This is a genomic window from Rhizobium redzepovicii (assembly GCF_019793435.1).
Taxonomy (GTDB): Bacteria; Pseudomonadota; Alphaproteobacteria; order Rhizobiales; family Rhizobiaceae; genus Rhizobium; species Rhizobium redzepovicii.
This window is the reverse complement of record NZ_JAILYH010000008.1, coordinates 172520-192669: the sequence shown is the minus strand read 5'-3', so window position 1 is coordinate 192669 and position 20150 is coordinate 172520. Positions and strand designations below refer to the sequence as shown.

The following is a 20150-nucleotide window of genomic DNA, read 5'->3' as shown; positions in this document are numbered from 1 at the left end:
GGCGCTGATAGAGCGCCTGCCGTCTTGGACACATTCTGGTCAAGGGGAATGGGCCTAGGCAGGGAAGTCCAGGCCCATTCTTTCCCGATCGGAGGTCAGTCGGATCAGGAATTTGTAGCTGCCGGCACACAGCGCCGTAGCAAGTCGCCAGCAGCCCTTTTATTAGAACGCGCGCTGCAGGCGGAAGTAGCCCGAGGTTACGTCAGCAGCATTGTCCGGATCGAGGTACTGAACCGAGACCTTGGCTGCGAGGTTGTCGACGATCTGGTAGTCGATCGTTACGCCGGCCTTCCAGGCGCTGACGTCGTCGTTGAACTCGCCGGCAGTGACACCGTAGTTGTCGTAGTACTGAACAGCCGGGGTGATCTTCAGCTTGTCAGTCGCCTTGATGGCGTATTCGGCAGCGATTGCCCATTCAGCCTTGTTGTAATAGGCGTTCGGGTTCGTTGCGTAGACAACTGCGAGGCCGAGCGTGCCCGGGCCGACAGCAACCGTACCCATGGCCCGGATGGCGCCTTCTTCGTTGTCGGTGTCGTAACCGGCAGTGATCTGGTAGCTGAAGGCACCGGCCTTGCCGCCGAGACCGACGGCAACGCCGACGTTGTTTGCGGTTTCGCCGTTGTAGAACGGGCTGTCTTCCAGCTCGTCGACGCTGATGCCGGCGTAGAAGGCGTCGGTTTCGTACTGATAACGGATGGAGTTATGCAGCGTGACCGGCGAGCCGATGTCGTCGGTTTCGCCGGAGAGGCCGTCGTCCCACCAGCTGTAGAACAGACCAGCGCGGAAGCCGGCGATGTCGAGGTAAGCGGAGTCGAGCTGAGCCTTCTGGGCAGAGGCGTTGTCAGCATTGAACTGCATGACGATGACGCCGGTCAGCGGACCGTATTCGGTGTCGCTCTTGGCGGTGAACTGAACCTGGCCGCGCGTACGGGCGTCCCAATCCGAGTCGTTGGCGACAGAACCGCCGCCGCTGGCGCCGATCGAGCTGGCGTTCGGAGCGACGTCAACCTGGAAACGGATATAGCCGTTGATCTTGAGGCAGGTTTCGGTGCCCGGGATGTAGAAATAGCCGGTGCCGTAAGCGTCGCAGACGCGAACATATTCAACCGGTTCCGGCTCGGCAGCAACGATAGCGTCAGCAGCCTGGGCGCCGGATACTGCTGCGAGAGCAGCAGCGGAGCCGAGAAGAAGGCTCTTGATGTTCATGGAATAACCTCCAGTTCAGATGCAAGAGGATGAAGACCGTTGCCATCGGCAGTCCCTACGGATCTTCACCCCGTGTGAGCGAAGCGGCGCCTTTTGGCTTGGCGCCTGCCTCGCCGCGGAACTTACATAGGGGATGCTGCGCCGCAACAACGATATCAATCATGACAGCAGGCCGGCATGGTTATGTTGCTGAAATAACACGCGTTTTGTCACAAACTCGTCATCTGTCCGTCACAAACAACGAAGGGCTGAGGGCTCGTGAGTGGTATGCAATTGATGCTCGAATGAGCGCGTTCTCATATGCGAGCGCAGATAATCGCAATCTGCGTGAATCGGCTCAACCTGACCAGCGCGCTTTGTGCGGACGTGCGGATGTCGGGCTCAAAGTCTCACTGGCAGCGGACCAGCGATCGACGCTATGTCGCATGCGCCAGAAGCGACGAAGATCCGGCATCGGCAGTGGTAAAGAAGATAACCGGGAACAATTCACCAATCAGCGGTTTGGCGAAAACCCCTCGTGGGGCAAGGAGATCGGATGGTGGGCGTGACAGGGATTGAACCTGTGACCCCTACGATGTCAACGTAGTGCTCTCCCGCTGAGCTACACGCCCATCCGATGGCGGCGCATAGATCACAAAACCTTCGGAGCCGTCAATAGGCTTTTTTCAGTTTTGTGACACGCCACCCGGCAAGCCTTATGCGGCAAGCATTTTGTTGACCTCGTCGACGAGATCGCGCAGGTGGAAAGGCTTAGAAAGGACCTTGGCATCCTTCGGCGCCTTCGAATCAGGGTTCAGCGCCACGGCCGCAAAGCCGGTGATGAACATCACCTTCAGGTCGGGGTCGAGTTCGGTGGCGCGGCGCGCCAGCTCGATGCCGTCCATCTCGGGCATGACGATATCGGTCAGCAGCAGGGAAAACGGCTCCTCGCGCAGCCGGTCGTAGGCGCTGGCGCCATTGTCATAGGAAAGGACCTTGTAACCGGCCTTTTCGAGCGCTTTCACCAGGAAGCGGCGCATGTCGTTGTCGTCTTCTGCGAGAAGTATCTTCTGAGTCATCAATCCAGACCGCTGATCAATAAGTTTTGGTGGGCTGCCAAGCGTTTACACTAGTCTTGACCCGGTAAACAACCGGTGAATTGCCTGTGCGCGGCCGCATCCCTCCTACATAGTATGGACTTGGGGCCGGGCAACTGGCAACATGGGCACAGCAGCCAGTTCATGACATGGTAAAGAGGGCCGAAAGTGCCGGAGATACGCGAATACGAGCTTTTTGAGGTTCATGAGCCCGTGTCGCAGACCATTCCCTTCGTCTACAACTCCCCGCATAGCGGCCGTATTTATCCACCGGAATTTATCGCCCAGTCCAGGCTCGAGGGCATCGCCATCCGCCGTTCCGAGGATCATTATGTCGACGAGCTCTTCGGCTCGGCCGTGGCACTCGGCGCACCGCTTCTCGCCGCCAACTTTCCGCGCGCCTATCTCGACGTCAATCGCGAGCCCTACGAGCTCGACCCGCGGATGTTCGACGGGCTACTGCCGCCCTATGCCAATGTCAATTCGCTGCGGGTCGCCGGCGGGCTCGGCACCATTCCGCGTATCGTCGCCGAGAACATGGAGATCTATGCGCGGCGGCTGCCGGTGCAGGAGGGGCTCGACCGGGTCGAAGCGGTCTACAAGCCCTATCATGCGACGCTACGGCGGCTGATCGCGCGGACGCATGTGCAGTTCGGCTTCGGCGTGCTGATCGACTGCCACTCGATGCCCGGCAATGTGCGTGTCGCCGGCTATACCGCACGGCCCGATTTCATCATCGGCGATCGCTACGGCACCAGTGCATCGGCTGAACTTTCGCGCGCCGCCATCGCCATCCTCGAGGAAATGGGTTTCGCGGCAATCCGCAACAAGCCCTATGCCGGCGGCTTCATCACCGAACATTACGGCCGGCCCTCGCGCGGGCTGCATGCGCTGCAGATCGAAGTGAACCGGGCGATCTATGTCGACGAGGTGACGCTGGAAAAACGCGCTGACTTCGCCGCGGTGGCCGAGGCGGTCACGGGTTTCATGCAGCAGATGGCGGATTATGTCGAGAAATTCGCCGGCGATCGGGCGCTGGCCGCCGAATAGCTCAGTCGATTTCACCGACATTATCCGGCCGGTCTTCGCCGCCAAAAAAAACCGCGCTTGTAAGCGCGGCTAAGTCTAGGGAGGAAACACCCAAGGAGGGTATTTACAGTCATAAGACTGTACGAAGGAGGCTACTATTGCGTTGCACAAATGTCAAGCAATATATTGCGCTGCGATATCTTTGGGCAGTTCGGCCGAACGGCTCCCGTTTGCATTCCCGCTGCTTTTCGCTATGAAAGCACCACGCCCGCCAGCAAACGGATCGACCATGCTTCCTGACCGCTCGTTCTTCAACCGTCTGGCGGAGGCCGCCAAGGCCGAGACGCTGCCGCGTTTCCGCTCGGGCCTCGACGTCACCAACAAGCTTTCCTCCGGATTCGATCCGGTGACGGAGGGTGACCGGGCGGCCGAACTTGCCATCCGGGCCCTGATCGAAGAGAGTTTTCCCGACCATGGCATTCTCGGCGAGGAGCACGGTAATATCGGGCTCGACCGCGACTATGTCTGGGTGATCGATCCGATCGACGGCACGCGCGCCTTCATATCAGGCCTGCCGGTGTGGGGGACGCTGATCGGTCTGCAGAAAGAGGGCCGAGCGATCATGGGCATGATCGAACAGCCCTTTACCGGCGAGCGTTATTTCGCCGATCAGAATGGTTCGATCTATAGCGGGCCGGAGGGCGAACGGCGGCTGACGACGCGCCAGTGCGAGACGCTTTCGAACGCCATCCTGTTCACCACCTCGCCGCATCTCTTCGCCGGCACGGAGATGGAAAAATACCGGGAGATCGAGGGCCAGGTGCGGCTCTTCCGCTATGGATGCGACTGCTATGCCTATGCGCTGCTTGCCGCCGGCCATATCGATCTCGTCATCGAAAACAGTCTGAAGCCCTATGACGTCGGCGGTATCATTCCGGTCATCGAAGGGGCGGGCGGCATCATCACCACCTGGGACGGCGGGCGGCCTGAGAACGGCGGCTCGATCATCGCCGCCGGCAGCCGGGCCGTCTACGAGCAGGCGATCGCCATCCTGCAGCGTTGATCCGGATCCGCAGGGCTAAACCCATTCATGTGCCGAGGGCGGCGACATCCTGGTTTTCCTCGGCGTCACTGCCGGGAATGAAGGCGTGGAAGGCGGCAAGGGCGGCCGCGCGGTAGGTATCCCGTTCCTGGAGAATCTCGTGGCGGGCGCCGTTGATCGGGATCAGCTGGCCGGCGCGGAAATAACGCGAGAGCCGCTCCTGCGCTGTGTAGGGCACGACACCGTCACGCGTCGGAGCGATGACGATGGTCGGGATGGTGATGGAGAAGAGATGGTAGGGCGAGGTGACCCGGTCCATCGTGCGGAAAGCCTCGGTCAGCCAGCGGGCCGTCGGCGGCCCGAGCGTCAGCTCGGGATGCGCCTTCATCATCGCGACATTGCGCTCAAAGCGGGTTTCGTCCGAGGTCAGCGGGTTGTCGCGGAAATCCGGTTCCTTCAGCTTCGAGGTCAGCGGCAAGGAACCAAGACCGATTGCCGTCAACGCGCCGGCCAGGGCGCGGATGACGCGGGGCGAGGCCGACTGGCCGGTCAGGCCGATAAAGGGCGCCGACAGCACCATGCGATCGATACGGGTGTTGAGATAGGGCGCGGCCGAGAGCGCGATCAACCCGCCTGTGGAATGAGCGAGCAGGTAGAAGGGCAGGCGGGTATCCGGCAGCACCACCTTTTCGAGGAAGGTGTCGAGATCACGTTCGTAATCGCCGAAGCGGCGGATGTGGCCGTGGTTGCGCCGCTTCAGGAGCCGTCCAGAACCGCCCTGGCCGCGCATATCGAAGGTGGCGACCCAGAGACCTTTGGCCGTCAGGTCGCGGATCGTCTCGAAATATTTCTCAATATATTCGTTGCGGCCGTGCAGGATGACGACCGTGCCCTTGGCGACCTGGGCGCCGGAGCGAAAAACGGCATAACGCAGCCGGTGGCCGTCATGGGTTTCGAAGAACCCTTCCGTGCGGTTTTCCGGGGCGGGATTGTCGGGCGTCGAATAGAGAACCTGATCCATGACTTTGCCAATGCGCCGCTGCTGAGTGCTTCGCATCAGGGATAACGCATGGCACCCGGCTTGGAAAGCGGCGGCGTCCGCAAGTCTGCAAAGCGCGAAAAGGGCCGGCAGGAGCATGAGGGTGCTCACAGCCGGCCGAGTTTGAGGCTGAAGAAGAAGGGACGATGCACTTCAGCCATCGGGACCAGATTCACCCGACGCTGCGATCTCTAGGCGCCGGCGCCTGAATGCGCTCCGAACCGGCCGTTCATGCGGGGTTCACGGGCCGGCCGGGCAATTTCGGGAGGGTCTTGAACTCGTCAAATCCCATCACCATCTCCTTTTTGCGGGTGCCGAAGAGGGCCCGCGCAACCGTCCCGAGACCGCCAAAGATGGGGTTTCAGGGGCATTTTATCGCAACACGTCGCTTCCACAGGAGGACATCATGCGTCACGTAGACTTCTCTCCGCTCTATCGCTCGACCGTCGGTTTCGACCGGCTCTTCACCATGCTCGACAGCCTCGCCCAGCCGGAGCAGGCCCAGACCTATCCGCCCTATAATATCGAGCGCACCGGTGAAAACACCTATCGGATCACCATGGCGGTTGCCGGTTTCGACGAGACCGAACTTTCGATCGAAGCCCACGCCCATGTGCTGTCCGTGAAGGGTGAAAAGGCCGAGGAACCTGCCGAAAATGGCGAATTCCTCTATCGCGGCATCGCCAAGCGCGCCTTCGAGCGCCGCTTCCAGCTTGCCGACCATGTCGAGGTGACTGCCGCTTCGCTGAAGAACGGCCTGCTGCATATCGACCTTCTGCGCAACATTCCCGAGGCCATGAAGCCCCGCAAGATTGCGATTGCCGCAGAGCCGGTCGAGGCTCCGAAGGCCATCGAAGCGCAAGTCATCAACGGCTAATCACATCCGTTAAGAAAAAAACGGCGCTCCGATCGGGGCGCCGTTTTTTATTGCGGCAATAGGTTCAGGCCGGACTGGCGGCTTCGTCTATTTCCTTTTCCGTTGCGCGGCGGGCCGCGGCGGCGGCGTATTTCTGGGCGATGAGGGCGCAGACCATCAGTTGGATCTGATGGAAGAGCATCAGTGGCAGCACGATCGCGCCGATCGACTGGCCTGAAAAGATGACGTTTGCCATCGGCACACCGCTTGCAAGGCTCTTCTTCGAGCCGCAGAAGGTGATGGTGATCTCGTCGGCCTTGTTGAAGCCGAGCCGGCGGCTGCTGAACATTGTCAGCACCAGCACGATTCCGAGGAGAACCATATCGGCGATAATGACGACGGCGATGTCGGTGATCGAGAAGGTGTGCCACAGGCCCTCCACCACCGCCGTCGAGAAGGCGAGATAGACCACCATCAGGATCGAGCCGCGGTCGACGGGCATCAAAATCTTCTTCTTGGCGCGAATCCAGTCGCCGATCCAGGGCTGCAGGATTTGACCGACGATGAAGGGGGCAAGCAGCTGCAACAGGATCTGCTGCAATGCGTCGAAGGAAAAGCCGCCATGGCCGCCGACGGAAAAGAGCAGGCCGACCAGCAGCGGCGTCAGGAACATGCCGAAAATGTTGGAGGCCGAGGCGGAGCAGATGGCAGCAGGCACATTGCCGCCAGCCATCGAGGTGAAGGCGATCGACGACTGCACCGTCGACGGCAGCACGCAGAGGAAGAGAATGCCGAGGTAGAGCGGCTGCGGCAGGATCGTGTCGGGGATGAAGCCGAGGCCGAGACCAAGCAAGGGGAAGATGCCGAAGGTGGTCAGCAGGATGACGAGATGCAGGCGCCAGTGCAACAGGCCTGCTATGACGACATCACGCGAAAGGCGGGCGCCGTGCAGAAAGAACAGGGCGGCGATGGCAAGATCGGTGGCGATGCCGAAATAACCTGCGAATGTGCCGCTCGCCGGAAATAGCGAGGCGAGAATGACGGTGCAGACCAGCAGGGTCGTAAACGTATCAGGCAAAAAGCGGCGCATGGCGGTCTCGCGGCGTGACAGATAGTCATTGTTTTGTCGTCCATTATGATCCACGATGCAAGAAATAACAGTTATCAAGAAGCTGGATCATGCTGGACCTTTCGCAACTGCGCAGTTTCGTCGCCGTCGAACAGATGAGCAGCTTCACGCTGGCTGCGGAAAGGCTCGGTCTCGGCCAGTCTACGGTCAGCCAGCACATCCAGCGCCTGGAGGCGGCACTCGGCCGCAAGCTCCTGGCACGTGACACGCATAAGGTCATTTTAACAGGCGATGGCGAGGCACTGCTGTCGCATGCGCGCAGCATGCTTTCGATCGAAGGGCAGGTGCAGTCGCTGTTTCGGGGCAACAGCCTGCGCGGCCGCCTGCGGCTCGGCGTGTCGGAGGATTTCGTCACCAGCCAGCTGCCGGCCGTGCTGGAGGATTTCGTTCGGTCGCATCCCTCCGTCGATCTGGAACTGACGGTGGCGCTATCCGGCGTCCTCTACGAGATGCAGGACAATGGCGAAATCGATCTGGTGCTCGCCAAGCGCCGGCTCGGCGATGCCCGTGGAAAACTGGTCTATCGCGAACCGCTCGTCTGGCTGGCGCGCGATCCTGAACGTGTGCTGGCCTCCGGCCCTTTGCCGCTGATCGCCTTTCCGCCGCCGAGCGTCACACGGGCGATCGCGCTGGAAGCGCTGGCGCGAAACGGCGTGGCGTGGCGGATCGTCTGCACCTGTGGGAGCCTCAGCGGGCTGACGGCGGCGGCGCGGGCCGGGATGGGCGTGCTGGTGCAGCCGCGCAGCATGGCGCCTTCGGGGCTGAAAGAGATCGCTGCGGCAAAGCTTCCGCTGCTGGAGGGCGTGGAATTCGTGCTGGTGCCGCGCAAGGGGGCGGATCAGGCGCTGGTCGCCGCCCTTTCGGACGATATTCTGCAGAAAGTGAGAGGGCTGAGGTCGGCGTGAGCCACTGCGTCGCCGAAAGGCCTGCGGCAGGCAGGCTCGGAGGCGGTCAGGCGGCCAGGCACTTCAGAAAGCCATCCACGTCCGCTTCCGTCGTCGCGAAGCTGGTGACGAGGCGGATCAGGGTTTCGTTCTCGGAAACCAGTTCGGGCGTTGCCGCCGGGACCGGCCACTCGTAGAATTTTGCGCCCTTTTCCTCGGCGGTTTTTGCCGCATGTTTGCTGACGACGGCGAAGACTTCGTTGGAAGCGGTCGGCCAGGCAAGGCGGGCGGCGTTGCTGGCGCCGATACCGGCGCGCAGGCGGCTGGCCATGCCGTTCGAATGACGGGCGAGATCAAGCCAGAGGCCGTTTTCGAAATAGGCATCGAACTGGGCGGCGATGAAACGCGACTTGGAAAAGAGCTGGGCGGCGCGCTTGCGGATGAAGGGCATTTCCCGGGCGCGATCCGGATCGAAGAAGACGATCGCTTCCGCACACCAGCAGCCATTCTTGGTGCCGCCGAAGGACAGCATGTCGACGCCGCGCTTCCAGGTCATTTCGGCCGGCGTCGCGCCAAGGGCGATCAGCGCGTTGGCAAAACGGGCGCCGTCCATGTGGAGCGGCAGGTTACGTTTCCTTGCTATGGCGGCGATCTCGCCGATCTCGGGAAGGGAATAGACGGTGCCGATCTCGGTTGCCTGGGTGATGGTCACGGCGCTGGCGCGTCCTTGACGGAGGGCGTCCTCCGGAAAGTGTGCGATTTTTGCGGAAAGCTTGGCCGGATCGATCTTGCCGGCCTCGCCGTCGACGGCGGCGAGGCGGGCGGAGCCGGAGAAAAATTCCGGCGCGCCGCATTCATCCTCGATCACATGCGCCTCCGAATGGCAGAAGGTGATACCGCCGGGGCGCTGGACGCTTGCCAGCGACAGTGAGTTGGCGGCGGTGCCGGTGGCGACGAAGAATACCGAAACCTCGCGCTCGAAGACTTCGGAGAAACGAGCCTCGACCTTCTTGTCGAGATCGCCGGCGCCATAGGCGGCGGCAAAACCGGCCGATTCCGCCAGCAGACGTTCGGCAATGGATCTATGGGCGCCGGCCCAGTTATCGGAAGCAAAGAACATGAGGGGAACCGATGCAAAGGAAGGGTTTGACAGGGCCGAGGCGGAGATTACGCCAAAGCTTCACAGGATCAAGGCTGTTGCCCATGACACATCACAGAAATTGAACTACGCAATCAATAAACAAAATGATCATCTTTTTCGTAATTTTATTTCGCGGTGGCGACCGATCCGGTAATCTTCCGTCGCAAAATGACGTTTTTTGAGGACGCGCTCTTGCGGACCCGAATGCTTTCTGGCATAGAGCAGATGAATTAGGACAGTGTTGCTGTCCTATTTTGGCCCGAACGGCCGAAGAGGCGCCGAAAGCCCTGGAACGGACGGCTTTTCACGCTATAGTTCTTCCGAGCGTCAAGCCTCAAGGGCGTTGCGCGGAGGGCGAATGGCAGGCGCGGAACGCGACGGTTTGCTTTCCTTGATAAGCAGATGTCTGCGGCCGATCTTCACCATGCAACAGCGCTGTCATGCGCCGGACCTATTTTGGTTGCGGCACAGGACGAAAAGCCGCCCGCGGCTCCGCGGGCTTCGACAGGAGGAAAGATGATGACGAAGACGCCATCCATGGAATTTGACCGGTTCGCTGCTGCCAATGTGCGCGCCACGGCCAATATGTCCAAATCCGCCTCCGGCCTGCCGAAGAAACAAGGTCTTTACGACCCGCGCAACGAACATGATGCCTGCGGCGTCGGCTTCGTCGCCCATATGAAGGGCCAGAAGTCGCACCAGATCGTCAAGGACGGCTTGTTCATCCTCGAGAACCTGACGCATCGCGGCGCCGTCGGGGCCGATCCGCTGATGGGCGACGGCGCCGGCATCCTGGTGCAGATCCCCGACCGGTTCTTCCGCGAGGAAATGGCCGCGCAGGGCATCACCCTGCCGCCGGCCGGCGAATATGGCGTCGGCCACATCTTCATGCCGCGCGATGAAAAGCAGATCGAGCACTTCAAGAAGGTGATCAAGGATGTCGTCACCGAGGAAGGCCAGGTCCTTATCGGCTTTCGTGACGTGCCGGTCGACAATTCCTCGCTGTCCAAGGCGCCGGCGATTGCCGCCACCGAGCCGCATCACGTGCAGGTCTTCATCGGCGCCGGCGAGGATGCCGAAAACAACGACGAGTTCGAGCGTCGGCTGTTCACCCTGCGCAAGGTGATCTCCAATCGCATCTATGACGAGTTCGACGGCGAAGAGAGCAATTTCTATCCGGTGTCGCTGTCGTCGGGGACGGTGGTCTACAAGGGCATGTTCCTGGCCTATCAGGTCGGCGCCTATTACAAGGATCTGACGGACCCGCGTTTCGAAAGCGCGGTCGCCCTGGTGCACCAGCGTTTCTCGACCAACACCTTCCCGTCGTGGAAGCTCGCGCATCCCTACCGCATGGTCGCCCACAACGGCGAAATCAACACGCTGCGCGGCAACGTCAACTGGATGGCGGCGCGCCAGGCCTCGGTCTCCTCGCCGCTATTCGGCGAGGATATCTCCAAGCTCTGGCCGATCTCCTATGAAGGACAGTCCGACACGGCCTGTTTCGACAATGCGCTCGAATTCCTCGTGCGCGGCGGTTATTCGATGGCGCATGCCGTGATGATGCTGATCCCGGAGGCCTGGGCCGGCAATCAGTCGATGGCTCCAGAACGCAAGGCCTTCTACGAATATCACGCCGCGCTGATGGAGCCCTGGGACGGACCGGCTGCCGTTGCCTTCACCGACGGCAAGCAGATCGGCGCGACGCTCGACCGCAACGGCCTGCGGCCGGCGCGCTACCTCGTCACCGATGACGACCGTGTCATCATGGCGTCGGAAGCCGGGGTCTTGCCGGTTCCGGAGGAGAAGATCATCCAGAAGTGGCGTCTGCAGCCCGGCAAGATGCTGCTGATCGATATGGAAGAAGGCCGCATCATCTCCGACGACGAGGTGAAGTCGAAGCTTGCGACGGCGCATCCCTATCGCAGCTGGCTCGGCCGCACCCAGCTGATCCTCGAAGAACTGAAGCCGGTGGAGCCGCGGGCGCTGCGCCGCGACGTGTCGCTGCTCGACCGTCAGCAGGCCTTCGGCTACACGCTCGAAGATACCCGCATCCTGATGTCGCCAATGGCGACGACGGGCCAGGAGGCGATCGGCTCGATGGGCACGGACACGCCGATCTCGGCGATGTCGGAAAAGCCGAAGCTGCTCTACACCTATTTCAAGCAGAACTTCGCGCAGGTGACGAACCCGCCGATCGACCCGATCCGCGAGGAACTGGTCATGAGCCTCGTCTCCTTCATCGGCCCGCGGCCGAATATTCTCGACCACGAAGGCATGGCGAACGCCAAGCGGCTCGAAGTGCGTCAGCCGATTCTGACCAATGGCGACCTCGAAAAGATTCGCTCGATCGGCCATACCGAGGACCGTTTCGACACCAAGACGCTCGATTTCACCTATGACATCGAGCGCGGCGCGGCGGGCATGCCTGAGATGCTCGACCGGCTCTGCGAGCGCGCGGAAGCGGCCGTCAAGGGCGGCTACAACATCATCGTGCTCTCCGACCGCCAGATCGGGCCAGATCGGATTGCCATTCCGGCGCTGCTGGCAACGGCGGCCGTGCACCATCACCTGATCCGAAAGGGGCTTCGCACCTCGGTCGGTCTCGTCGTCGAGACCGGCGAACCGCGTGAAGTGCATCATTTCTGCCTGCTCGCCGGCTACGGCGCCGAAGCGATCAACCCCTATCTTGCCTTCGACACGCTGCTCGATATGCATGCCAAGGGTGAGTTCCCGAAGGAAGTGGATGCTTCCGAGGTCGTCTACCGCTACATCAAGGCGGTCGGCAAAGGCATCCTCAAGGTCATGTCGAAGATGGGCATTTCGACCTATCAGTCCTATTGCGGCGCGCAAATCTTCGATGCGATCGGCCTGTCGTCGGAACTTGTCGACAAGTATTTCTTCGGCACCGCGACGATGATCGAAGGCATCGGCCTTGAGGCGATCGCCGAAGAGACCGTCGCGCGCCATAACGCAGCCTTCGGCACCGATCCGCTGCTGGCGACGACGCTCGATATCGGCGGCGAATACGCCTACCGCATGCGCGGCGAAAGCCATGCCTGGACGCCGGATGCGGTTGCCGCCCTGCAGCATGCCGTGCGCGGCAATGCCGAGGACCGCTACCGCGAATTCTCCGAGATGGTCAACGATTCGGCGCTGCGGATGAACACGATCCGCGGGCTATTCAACATCAAGAGCGCCGAGGCGCTCGGCCGCAAGCCGGTGTCGATCGACGAGGTCGAGCCGGCGGCCGATATCGTCAAGCGCTTCTCGACCGGGGCGATGTCCTTCGGCTCGATCTCCCGCGAGGCGCATACGACGCTGGCGATTGCCATGAACCGGATCGGCGGCAAGTCGAACACCGGCGAGGGCGGCGAGGAATCCGACCGCTACATGCCGCTCTCCGATGGTTCGAGCAACCCGGAACGATCGGCAATCAAGCAGATCGCGTCGGGCCGCTTCGGCGTCACGACCGAATACCTGGTCAACGCCGACGTGCTGCAGATCAAGGTGGCGCAGGGCGCCAAGCCCGGCGAAGGCGGCCAGCTGCCCGGTCACAAGGTCGATGCGACGGTCGCCAAGACCCGTCACTCGACGCCGGGCGTCGGCCTGATCTCGCCGCCGCCGCACCACGATATCTATTCGATCGAGGATCTGGCGCAGCTGATCTACGATCTGAAGAACGTCAACCCGACCTCCGATGTCTCGGTCAAGCTGGTCTCCGAAGTCGGCGTCGGCACGGTTGCCGCCGGCGTCGCCAAGGCGCGCGCAGACCATATTACGGTCGCCGGCTTCGACGGCGGCACGGGTGCGTCGCCGCTGACCTCGCTCAAGCATGCCGGCAGCCCCTGGGAGATCGGCCTTGCCGAAACCCAGCAGACGCTGGTGCTGAACGGCCTGCGGTCGCGTATTGCACTGCAGGTGGACGGCGGCCTGAAGACCGGCCGCGATGTCATCATCGGGGCGCTGCTCGGCGCCGACGAATTCGGCTTCGCCACCGCGCCGCTGATCGCCGCCGGCTGCATCATGATGCGCAAGTGCCATCTCAACACCTGTCCGGTCGGCGTGGCGACCCAGGATCCGGTGCTGCGCAAGCGCTTCAAGGGCACGCCGGAGCATGTCATCAACTACTTCTTCTTCGTTGCCAACGAAGTGCGCGAAATTCTCGCCTCGCTCGGGGTCACCCGGCTCGACGAGATCATCGGTGCCTCGGAGCTGCTGGAGAAGGACGAGATGCTGGCGCATTGGAAGGCCAAGGGGCTAGACTTCAGCCGCATCTTCCACAAGGTCGATGCCGCCAAGGAAGAGACTTTCTGGACGAGCCGGCAGCAGCACCCGATCGACGATATTCTCGACCGCGCGCTGATTGCGCAGGCTGAGCCGGCGCTGACCGACAAGACGCCCGTCGCCTTCGAGGTCGGCATCAAGAACGTCGACCGTTCGGCAGGTGCGATGCTGTCCGGCGAGGTCGCCAAGCGTTACCGCCATCGCGGGCTGAAGGAAGACACGATCAATGTGACGCTGCGCGGCACGGCGGGTCAGAGCTTCGGCGCCTTCCTGGCGCGCGGCATCACCTTCAACCTGATCGGCGATGGCAACGACTATGTCGGCAAGGGGCTTTCGGGCGGCAAGATCATCATCCGGCCGCCGGAAAATTCGCGGATCGTCGCCGAGAACTCGATCATCGTCGGCAACACCGTGCTTTACGGCGCGACCGAGGGCGAATGCTACTTCCGCGGCGTGGCGGGCGAACGGTTCGCCGTCCGCAACTCGGGAGCGATCGCCATTGTCGAAGGTGTCGGCGACCATGGCTGCGAATACATGACCGGCGGCGTCGTCGTTGTGCTCGGCGCGACCGGCCGCAACTTCGCAGCCGGCATGTCCGGCGGTGTCGCCTATGTGCTCGACGAAACCGGCGATTTCGCCAGCCGCTGCAATATGGCGATGGTCGAACTCGAGCCGGTGCCGGAGGAGGACGACATGCTGGAGAAGCTGCATCATCACGGCGGCGATCTCATGCACAAGGGACGCGTCGACGTCTCGGGCGACATGACCCGCCATGACGAGGAGCGCCTTTACCAGCTGATCTCCAACCATCTGCACTATACGGGCTCCACCCGCGCCAAGCAGATCCTCGACAGCTGGGCCGACTACCGCCCGAAGTTCCGTAAGGTCATGCCGGTCGAATACCGTCGTGCGCTCGAGGAAATGGAGCGCAGCCGGATGGGCATCGCTGCCGAGTGAATTGCACCGGGATATTCGCCACGTGCTGATTGCAGGTGGCGAATATCGGAAACGTCTCGATGATCCGTGACGATCACGCCGATGGCCGATGGCCGTCGAGATCGCCCGGAAGTTTCAGGGGATATGTTCCAATGACGGTCAAGAGAAGCAACCCGCCCGGAATGCCGGGACTGACGACAGACAATTGGCCGCGGATGAGGCGGTCATGAGGGTAAGGGACGAAGATATGGGTAAGGTAACAGGGTTTCTGGAAATCGACCGGCAAGTGGCGAAGTACCAGCCGGCGTCGGATCGTATCCGCCATTTCCGTGAGTTCACGATCCCGATGTCGGACCCGGAAGTGCAGAAACAGGCCGCGCGCTGCATGGACTGTGGCATCCCCTATTGTCACGGCCCGACGGGCTGCCCTGTGCACAACCAGATCCCCGACTGGAACGACCTTGTCTACAACAACAACTGGGAAGCGGCGATCCAGAACCTGCATTCGACCAACAACTTCCCGGAGTTCACCGGCCGCGTCTGCCCGGCGCCCTGCGAGGAAGCCTGCACTTTGAACCTCGAAGATGCGCCTGTTGCCATCAAGACGGTCGAACAGGCGATCGCCGACAAGGCCTATGAGCTCGGCTTCATCCGGCCGCAGCCGGCCACGGTTCATACCGGCAAGAAGGTTGCGGTGATCGGCTCCGGCCCCGCCGGCATGGCGGCTGCCCAGCAACTCGGCCGCGCCGGCCACGAGGTGCATGTCTATGAGCGCGAGACCAAGCCGGGCGGCCTGCTGCGCTATGGCATTCCCGACTTCAAGATGGAGAAGAACTTCATCGACCGCCGCGTCGAGCAGATGAAGGGCGAGGGGGTCACCTTCCATTGCGGCGCCAATGTCGGCGTCGACGTCATGGTCGAGCAACTGCTCGCCGATCACGACGCCGTCCTTTATTGCGGCGGCTCCGAGACACCGCGCGAAGCGGGCATTCCGGGCACGGATCTTGCCGGTGTGCATGATGCCATGCCCTATCTGGTGCAGCAGAACCGCCGTGTCGGGCGCGAGAACATCGACAGCGTCGGCTGGCCGTCGGACCCGATCCTTGCAGGCGCCAAACATATCGTCGTCGTCGGCGGTGGCGACACGGCTTCGGACTGCGTCGGCACGGCGTTTCGCCAGGGCGCCGTCAAGGTCACCCAGCTCGACATCCGGCCGCAGCCGCCTGAGAAGGAAGACAAGCTCGCCGTCTGGCCCTTCTGGGCGACGAAGATGCGCACCTCTTCCTCGCAAGCCGAAGGCGCCGTGCGCGAGTTCCAAGTGGCAACACTCGAATTCGTCGGCGAAGACGGCGTGCTGACCGGGGTCAAGTGTTGCGAGGTCGACGAGCGCCGGCGGCCGGTTCCGGGCACGGAATTCATCATCCGCGCCGATCTGGCCTTCATCGCCATCGGTTTCCGCGGCCCGTTCACAACAAGCGTGCTGAAGGAACTCGCAGGAAAGCTGACGCTCAACACCGACAAACGCGGCTCGACCAATGTCGTCGCCAACGACCGCGACTACAAGACGTCGGTCGACAAGTTCTGGACGGCGGGCGACGTGCGCCGCGGCCAGTCGCTGGTGGTCTGGGCAATCCGCGAAGGCCGCCAGGCGGCGCGGGCCATCGACGAGGCCTTGATGGGCTCAACTGTTCTGCCGAACTGACTGCAGGCCGCATAGAGATCCCGAGAGAAAACTCCGCCCTTCCGGCGGAGTTTTTTATTGGGAAAAGGCTCTGGGTGCCACCGCTTGACGCGCCGGTATCCGACGCAAGCCTCTAAGCAATGCTGGGAAGCTGGCCGCAGGTGGCGGTGACGCAAACGGAACGGTGCGGAAGGCTGCCGCGCCGACTTTTCATTTCACCGAGACTTCAGCCGGCGTCTTTGCCGCAGGCAGGCGGTAATCGTCGACGCGGCCGGGCGGCGCGGGCGTCATTTCGCCCTGCTCGACCAGGAGGTCGCGGGGCGACCTGGTCAAAGTAATTGGCGGGGGCCTCGCGCCGAGAAGCTCGGCGCCGCCGTCGAGATTGGGATCCGAGAGGCTGATCGGCACGGTGTGTTCGACCGGATTGGTGGGAAGGCCGAGGCCCGGCAGATTGCTTTCGTCCAGGCGGACCAAATCCGGGCTTGCCTGGGTGCCGAGAATGCGGCGGGCAGGCTTTTCGACATAGAAGGCGAGCTTGCGCCGGCCGGCCTGCGTCAGGTTGATGCCATCGGAGGTGCGCAGGCGCACCTGCTGGCCGTTCACATCCGAGCCGGTGACGATGAAGTTGCTGTTTTCATCGACGAAACCATCCCAGATATCGACGAATTCGCCACCGATGCTTTCGACCTGGTTGCGGTAAAGCTGGTTCATCTGGACGGCATCGGCCGTCATCTGATCGGATTCGAAGGCGGGAAGACCGACCCAGAGCAGCGGGATCTTGCGGTCGGTAACTTCTTTGCCGAAGGAAAGGACGCGGCGGCGGTATTCGCTAAACCAGCCGTCGGTGCGGAACTTCTCCTTGGCGGTATCGGTCACCATCTGTTGGCGGTCGTTGGCGCCGATCATGACGACGACCATGGCTGGCTTCAGCTCGTCGATCATCGCCGGCAGCTGTTCCGGCCAGTCGTAATAATCGTCGCGGACAAGACCGGATGAGACGTTGCCGCGGGCTTCGACGACGACCCCCGGCGAAGTCTCGAAGGCCGCAGTCAGGCCGTCGCCGAGGCCGCTGGCCAGGAAATCGCCGACGATCAGGATCTTCTTGGCGTCGCTGAGCTTTTGCACGACCGGCTCCTCCTGCACGGGCGCGCGGATCGGCGGCGCGGTGCGGGTGTTGACGATGGCTTTCTGCGGCGGCGGGCGCTTGCGTTGCTGGCGCCTCGGCTGCGGGACATCAGGCGCCTGCGGCCCGTCGTCGAGGTAGCGCCGGCCGAGGAAGAAATCGAGGATCGAGCGGCGCTGGTAGCGCTGCTCCTGGGCTTCCGCCATATGCACTGGCGCAAGCGCGCCAAGGCATAGCGAAACCGCCGCCAGGGCGAGCGCGATCCAACGGATTGGGGTCCGGTCAGTTTTCTTCGTCATGGGCAGTTCCGCATCTGCCGGCATCTTGCACGCAGGACAGGCCAGCGTCCACACCCGCTCTTATCTAGGTCACGATTCCGCCGCTTCTAGCGACGAAGGGCGTTCAGAAGCGGCAATGAGGGCTCGCCGTCCGGCTGCATGCCGATGCGAGACTGCACCGCCGATATCGCCGCTTTCGAACCCGAGCCGAAATTGCCGTCGACCTCGCCATTGTAATAACCGAGCGTCTTCAGACGGGTCTGCAGCTCGAATTTCTCTGTGATGTCGAGGGCGCCGTCCGGGCGCGGCCAGCGCTGTTGCATGCCGCCGTAGCCGGCGATCTGATCGGCAAGCAGGCCGACGGCAAGTGCATAGCTGTCCGACGCATTGTAGTTCTTGATGGTGAAGAAGTTGGCGGTCATCAGGAAGCCCGGGCCACTGGGCCCAGCCGGCATTTTCAGCACCGCCTTGGTACCGCTCTCACGGAAGGCCTTGCCGTTCGGGCGGGTCAGGCCGAGGGCTGCCCATTGGGCGAGCGTATGGGTCTTGCCGATCTGCTTGGCGGCTGCAGCGGGAACGACAACCTCGTAGCCCCAGGTCTTACCGGTGTCCCAGCCGTTCTTCATCAGCAGATTGGCCGAGGTGGCCAGCGCATCGGGCACCGAGTTCCAGATGTCGCGATGGCCATTGCCGTCGGCATCGACGGCATACAGCAGGTAGCTTGTCGGAATGAACTGGGTGTGGCCCATGGCGCCGGCCCAGGAGCCGGTCATCTCGCGTGCCGGCACGTCGCCGTTCTGCAGGATTTTCAGCGCAGCGATCAGCTGCTTCTTGGCGAATTTGGCGCGGCTCGGATCGGCGTAACCGAGCGTTGCCAGAGCGCGCGGCACGTAATGCAGCCGGTCGTCCTTATCAAGGATGGCGCCGTAATTCGATTCCATCGACCAGATGGCAAGCAGAATGGTCTTGTCGACGCCGAATCGCTGTTCGATCGCAGCCAGCGTCCTGGCGTGCTTGGCGGCCATCTCGCGGCCGATCTTGACCGTATAGGGATTGACGCGGGAATCGACGTAGTCCCAGATTTTCGAAGTGAATTCCGGCTGGTAGGCCGCCTTCTCGAGCACGGTCGGATCGGGCTCGCTCACCCCGGAAAAGGCCTTTTGATAAGTTGCCTTACTGATGCCACTCTGAGCGGCTGTTTGGTAAAAATCCGCGATCCATTTCTGGAACCGGGAATCGGCTTTCGCGTTGTCGGGGACCAGCCCCACCTGGGCGGCGACAATGAAGGCGAGAGCAAGACCACGAAGGGAGTATTTGTGATTCTGGGTCATCGACAGTCGTATCCGTCATCTTCAGTTTCTGGCGCAACGGGGCATCATGTCCGCCCAGACCCGAGACTACAGGAACGGAGTCAACAAATTCTTTACCATGGCGATCCGCTGCGGTCACCATTTGCAAAACAGTAGCAATTCTATACTAGTTAAAGCTAAAAAGCTCCATTTCCAAAGCGATATGATCGAAGCAGGAGGCCGGGTGTGGCTCAACACAACAAAGTTCGTAAAGCAGTATTTCCGGTTGCCGGGTTGGGAACGCGATTCCTGCCTGCAACCAAGGCTGTTCCGAAGGAAATGTTGACCGTCGTCGACAAGCCAATCATTCAATATGTCGTCGATGAGGCGATCGAGGCCGGGATCGAACATCTGGTTTTCGTCACCGGGCGCAACAAGCACGTCATCGAAGATTATTTCGACATCCATTTCGAGCTGGAGCAGACGCTCAAGGAGCGTGCCAAGAAGGCCGAGATCACTCTTCTAGCCCAGCAATTGCCGAAGGCCGGCACGGTGAGCTTCACCCGCCAGCAGGAGCCGCTCGGCCTCGGCCACGCGGTCTGGTGCGCCCGCGAGATCGTCGGCGACGAGCCGTTCGCGCTGCTGCTGCCCGATATGATCATGAAGGGCGACAAGGGTTGCATGAAGGGCATGATCGACCTTTACGGCCAGAGCGGCGGCAATATCATCGCCGTCGAAGAATGTGCGCCCGACCAGGCCCATAAATATGGCATCGTCGGTGTCGGCGAAGCGATCGGCGAGGGCTTCCGAATCACCGGCATGGTGGAAAAGCCCGCCAAGGGAACGGCGCCTTCCAACTTCTTCATCAACGGCCGCTACATCCTGCAGCCGGAGATTTTTCGGATCCTCGAAACCCAGGAGCGCGGCGCCGGCAATGAGATCCAGCTCACCGACGGCATGCTGAAGCTGCTGAAGGAACAGGATTTCGCCGGTTATCACTTCCGCGGCACGACCTATGACTGCGGCGCCAAGGACGGCTTCATTCTGGCCAACGTCGCCTACGCTCTTGAACGCGCCGATATCCGCCCGACCGTCGAAGGCGGCTTCAAGGAATTGCTTGCCGGCCTGAGGTAAGTTTTCCGCACATTATATCAATG

Annotated in this window: 15 protein-coding genes and 1 tRNA gene; 8 read left to right on the top strand and 8 right to left on the bottom strand. The window is 61.8% G+C overall.

The genetic code is table 11. From position 1 onward, the window contains the following. Positions 1 to 162: 162 nt before the first annotated feature. Positions 163 to 1206 carry a porin gene (locus K6N12_RS14900; protein WP_097628746.1) on the bottom strand — a complete coding sequence of 348 codons (1044 nt, stop codon included), beginning with the start codon at positions 1204 to 1206 and terminating at the stop codon, positions 163 to 165. Positions 1207 to 1367: 161 nt separating this feature from the next. Between K6N12_RS14900 and K6N12_RS14895 the strand changes: the two genes are divergently transcribed. Further along, positions 1368 to 1754, top strand: coding sequence for a hypothetical protein (locus K6N12_RS14895; RefSeq protein ID WP_131711052.1), 387 nt, complete (start codon positions 1368 to 1370; stop codon positions 1752 to 1754). On the opposite strand, the gene K6N12_RS14890 is transcribed toward K6N12_RS14895, so the two are convergent. Then, positions 1743 to 1817: transfer RNA gene (locus K6N12_RS14890), tRNA-Val, on the bottom strand. The genes K6N12_RS14895 and K6N12_RS14890 overlap by 12 nt on opposite strands. Before the next feature lie 84 nt (positions 1818 to 1901). Next, positions 1902 to 2264, bottom strand: coding sequence for a response regulator CpdR1 (cpdR1, locus tag K6N12_RS14885; RefSeq protein WP_003542883.1), 363 nt, complete (start codon positions 2262 to 2264; stop codon positions 1902 to 1904). Positions 2265 to 2450: 186 nt separating this feature from the next. Here cpdR1 and K6N12_RS14880 point away from each other — a divergent pair, with 186 nt between their 5' ends. Together K6N12_RS14880 and hisN are read left to right on the top strand one after the other, a co-directional pair. Beyond that, positions 2451 to 3332: an N-formylglutamate amidohydrolase gene (locus K6N12_RS14880; protein WP_003585818.1), complete on the top strand. Its 882-nt coding sequence runs from the start codon at positions 2451 to 2453 to the stop codon at positions 3330 to 3332. Positions 3333 to 3600: 268 nt separating this feature from the next. Further along, positions 3601 to 4374, top strand: coding sequence for a histidinol-phosphatase (gene hisN / locus K6N12_RS14875; RefSeq protein ID WP_097628747.1), 774 nt, complete (start codon positions 3601 to 3603; stop codon positions 4372 to 4374). A 25-nt stretch (positions 4375 to 4399) separates the two neighbouring features. On the opposite strand, the gene K6N12_RS14870 is transcribed toward hisN, so the two are convergent. Further along, a complete protein-coding gene (locus K6N12_RS14870) occupies positions 4400 to 5374 on the bottom strand; it encodes an alpha/beta fold hydrolase (RefSeq protein WP_097628798.1) in 975 nt (324 codons plus the stop codon). 424 nt (positions 5375 to 5798) lie between these two features. Here K6N12_RS14870 and K6N12_RS14865 point away from each other — a divergent pair, with 424 nt between their 5' ends. Next, a complete protein-coding gene (locus tag K6N12_RS14865; protein ID WP_037073833.1) occupies positions 5799 to 6269 on the top strand; it encodes an Hsp20 family protein in 471 nt (156 codons plus the stop codon). A 64-nt stretch (positions 6270 to 6333) separates the two neighbouring features. Here K6N12_RS14865 and K6N12_RS14860 read toward each other — a convergent pair whose 3' ends face one another. Next, positions 6334 to 7338: a bile acid:sodium symporter family protein gene (locus K6N12_RS14860; RefSeq protein WP_131711051.1), complete on the bottom strand. Its 1005-nt coding sequence runs from the start codon at positions 7336 to 7338 to the stop codon at positions 6334 to 6336. 89 nt (positions 7339 to 7427) lie between these two features. Between K6N12_RS14860 and K6N12_RS14855 the strand changes: the two genes are divergently transcribed. After that, positions 7428 to 8282, top strand: a complete 855-nt coding sequence (locus K6N12_RS14855; RefSeq protein ID WP_097628749.1) for a LysR substrate-binding domain-containing protein — start codon at positions 7428 to 7430, stop codon at positions 8280 to 8282. A gap of 46 nt (positions 8283 to 8328) precedes the next feature. Here the strand turns inward: K6N12_RS14855 and K6N12_RS14850 are convergent, their stop codons facing one another. After that, entirely contained in the window at positions 8329 to 9381 is a 1053-nt protein-coding gene (locus tag K6N12_RS14850) for a threonine aldolase family protein (RefSeq protein ID WP_003585809.1), read from the bottom strand. A 537-nt stretch (positions 9382 to 9918) separates the two neighbouring features. Between K6N12_RS14850 and gltB the strand changes: the two genes are divergently transcribed. Further along, positions 9919 to 14643 (top strand): glutamate synthase large subunit, encoded by a 4725-nt coding sequence (gltB, locus tag K6N12_RS14845; protein ID WP_179867170.1) that lies wholly within the window; start codon positions 9919 to 9921, stop codon positions 14641 to 14643. A 226-nt stretch (positions 14644 to 14869) separates the two neighbouring features. Next, positions 14870 to 16324, top strand: coding sequence for a glutamate synthase subunit beta (locus tag K6N12_RS14840; RefSeq protein WP_097628750.1), 1455 nt, complete (start codon positions 14870 to 14872; stop codon positions 16322 to 16324). Positions 16325 to 16513: 189 nt separating this feature from the next. Here K6N12_RS14840 and K6N12_RS14835 read toward each other — a convergent pair whose 3' ends face one another. Together K6N12_RS14835 and K6N12_RS14830 are read right to left on the bottom strand one after the other, a co-directional pair. Further along, positions 16514 to 17749, bottom strand: a complete 1236-nt coding sequence (locus K6N12_RS14835; RefSeq protein ID WP_179867171.1) for a DUF459 domain-containing protein — start codon at positions 17747 to 17749, stop codon at positions 16514 to 16516. 62 nt (positions 17750 to 17811) lie between these two features. Then, entirely contained in the window at positions 17812 to 19035 is a 1224-nt protein-coding gene (locus K6N12_RS14830) for a lytic murein transglycosylase (protein ID WP_097628752.1), read from the bottom strand. A 204-nt stretch (positions 19036 to 19239) separates the two neighbouring features. Here K6N12_RS14830 and galU point away from each other — a divergent pair, with 204 nt between their 5' ends. Continuing rightward, positions 19240 to 20127, top strand: a complete 888-nt coding sequence (galU, locus tag K6N12_RS14825) for a UTP--glucose-1-phosphate uridylyltransferase GalU (protein WP_097628753.1) — start codon at positions 19240 to 19242, stop codon at positions 20125 to 20127. Positions 20128 to 20150 lie beyond the last annotated feature (23 nt).